1 protein-coding gene is annotated in these 3,262 nt (G+C 68.1%); it reads left to right on the forward strand.

Features of this window, described 5'->3' with window-relative positions; translation table 11 throughout:
- Positions 1-12 precede the first annotated feature (12 nt).
- The coding region (locus tag IEZ15_RS43530; protein WP_229846590.1) for a non-ribosomal peptide synthetase at positions 13-3,262 on the forward strand (3,250 nt) is incomplete at its 3' end.

The raw sequence follows: 3,262 nt of genomic DNA on the forward strand, positions 1-3,262 counted from the left end.
CGCATGCACCACATGCTCACCGAAGTCGGCGCCACCCTCGTCCTGACCCACCAACCCACCCACGACACCGTCCCCCACGGCCCCTGGCACACCCTCAACATCGACACCCTCCAGACCGCCACCACCACACCGGACCTCGACCACACCCTCGCCCGCCTCCCCCAACACCTCGACCCCGACCACGCCTGCTACATCATCTTCACCTCGGGATCCACCGGACGCCCCAAGGGCACCACCGTCACCCACGCCAACGTGACCCGCCTCTTCAACGCCGTCCGACAACGCCTCCCGTTCGGCCCCGACGACACCTGGAGCCTCTTCCACAGCTACGCCTTCGATGTGTCGGTCATGGAGATGTGGGGCGCCCTCACCACCGGCGGACGCCTCGTCGTGGTGCCGTATCTGACCAGCCGGGACTCGGAAGCGTTCTACGCACTCGTACGCGACCGGTCCGTCACGATGCTCAGCCAAACCCCTTCCGCCTTCCGCCAGTTCGAGACGGTCGATGCGGTGCAAAATGGGGAACTGGCCCTGCGGGCTGTGCTGTTCGCAGGCGAGGCGCTGAACCGGGCGTCAGTGCGCCGCTGGGGCGCCCGTCACGGCTACGCCTCGCCGCTTCTCGTCAACCTGTACGGCATCACCGAGACCACCGTGCACGTGACGTACACCGAGGTGGACGAGGGCCAGCTCGACGGTACGTTCAGCCGGATCGGCAGGGCGCTGCCCGATCTCCGTCTCTACGTCCTGGATCCGTCGGGCGATCCGAGTCCGGTCGGTGTCGTCGGGGAGCTCTACGTCGGCGGGCCCGGCGTGACGCGTTGCTACACAGGCCAACCGGCGCTCACCGCCCAGCGTTTCGTGCCGGACCATCTCGGTCGTACTCCGGGAGCCCGGCTCTACCGCAGTGGGGACCTGGCCCGCTGGAAACCCTCCGGCGACCTGGAATACCTGGGCCGGGCCGACGCCCAGGTGAAGGTGCGCGGCTACCGCATCGAGCTGCCGGAGATCGAGGCCCGACTGGGCCGGCAGCCCGAGATCCGGCAGGCCGTCGTGGTCGTCCGGGACGATCTCGGCGGCCACACGGACCTCGTCGCCTACCTCGTACCGGAGCCGGACGCCGACCGGCCCACCACCAGTGAACTCCGCGACGCCCTCGCCGGGCACCTCCCCGACTACATGATCCCGAGGAACTTCGTCTTCCTCGATGCCCTCCCGCTCACTCCGCAGGGCAAGCTCAATCACCGGGCCTTGCCCGCTCCGACGAACGAACGCCCGGAACTGACAGCTGAGTTCATCGCTCCGCTGCCCGGGACGGAGGAGCTGCTCGCGGAGATCTGGAGCAACGTTCTCGGCGTCGACCGGGTCGGCCGCCACGACAACTTCTTCGACCTCGGCGGCGACTCCATCCGCAGCATCCAGGTGCTGGGACTGGCTCGTACCCAGGGGGTCGGTTTCGAGCTGCAGGATCTCTTCCGCACGCCCACCCCGGCGGGGCTGGCCGAGGCCGCCTCCACCCATTCGGCATCCGAAGCTCCGCAGCGCGACCGTGAGCCGTTCTCCATGGTGAGCGCCGAGGACAGGGCACGGCTGCCGCAGGGCCTCGTGGACGCCTATCCGATGGCGGAACTCCAGGTCGGCATGATCTACGAGATGGAGCTGGACCGTGAACGGCTGCCGTACCACAACGTGGACAGCATGCGCATCAACGGCCGGTTCGACGAGCGCAGCTTCAAGGAGGCGCTCCGCCTGGTCGTGGAACGCCACCCGATTCTCCGCACGTCCCTAGAGCTGAGCGGCTACAGCGAGCCGCTCCAGCTGGTGCATGCCACGGCGGAGATGCCGTGCGTGGTATCCGATCTGCGCGCACTCGACGACGAGGCGCAACAGTCGGCGATCGCCGCATACGTGACCTTCGAACGCTCCCATGTGTTCGACCACTCCCGGCCGCCGCTGCTGCGGTTCGGCATCCACTGGCTCTCCGACGACGCGTTCCAGTGGACGGTGACCGAGCACCACGCCATTTTCGACGGCTGGAGCCTTCACTCCACGCTCGCCGAGATCACCGGCCTCTACCACCGGCTCGCGACCGGTGCGGGCACGGTCGTCGCCCTGGACCCGCCCGAGTCCGCGTACCGCGACTTCATCGCGGCGGAACGGGAGGTGCTGCGCTCGAAGGAGAGCGAGGCGTTCTGGCTGGAGCGGCTCACGGACCGGCCCACGGGCCGGCTCCCACGCTGGCCGGACCGGCACCACGCGCGGCTGGCCACGCCCGAGCGCGAGAACGAGTGGCGTGTGCTGCACACGGCGGAGAAGCACGGCTCGATCGAGACGCTGTTACCGGCGGAGCTGTGCGACGAACTGCTGGCGCTGGCCAAGCGTTGTGGGGTGCCGCTGAAGTCCGTGATGCTGGCAGCGCATCTGCGGGTCATGAGTCTGGTCACCGGAAGCACTGACGTGCTGGCCGGACTGTCGTCCAACGGGCGGTTGGAGGAGGCCGGGGCGACCGAGGTGCGGGGGCTCTTCCTGAACACTGTCCCGTTCCGGCTGGACCTGCCGGACGGCAGTTGGCTGGACCTCGTACGCGCGGTGTTCGAGGCCGAGCAGGACATGCTGCCCCACCGCAGATACCCGCTGGGAGTGCTGCAGCGCCGTATGGGCGGCGAGGCCCTGTTCGAGACCAGCTTCGTGTACAACCACTTCCACGTGCTCACCGACGAGTTCGGTGAGGGTCGTCTGACGATCGTGGACGGGAAGATCGACAGCTTCAGCACGCTGCGTGCCGAGCCGACCAACTTCCCGCTGAGTGTCGGCGTGATCCGCAATCCGTACTCCACACGGCTGCTCCTGAGTCTCGACTACCACCTCGGTGTTCTGGTCGAGGACCAGGTGGCGTTGATGCGGGACTACTACGTGCGGGTGCTGGAGTCGATGGTCTCCGAACCGGACACCGCGTTCGGGGACGTCGTCCTGCTGGGAGAAACCGAGCGGGAACTGGTGGACTCGTGGGCGGGTGACGGCGAAGAACTCCCGGTCGGCGCGATCCACGAACTGGTGATACGCCGCGCGCTGGAAACCCCCGACGCCGTGGCCGTCGTCTGCGACGACAACACCCTCACCTACGCCGAACTCGTCACCCGCGCAGCCCGGATCGCCGCACGGCTGATCAAGCACGGCGTGGGACCCGAGGTCTGTGTCGGCGTCTGCGTCGAACGATCCCTCGACACCGTCATCACCACCCTCGCCGTCCTCATGGCCCACGGCG

Origin of the sequence: Streptomyces atratus (genome assembly GCF_014648655.1) — a bacterium.
GTDB lineage: Bacteria > Actinomycetota > Actinomycetes > Streptomycetales > Streptomycetaceae > Streptomyces > Streptomyces atratus.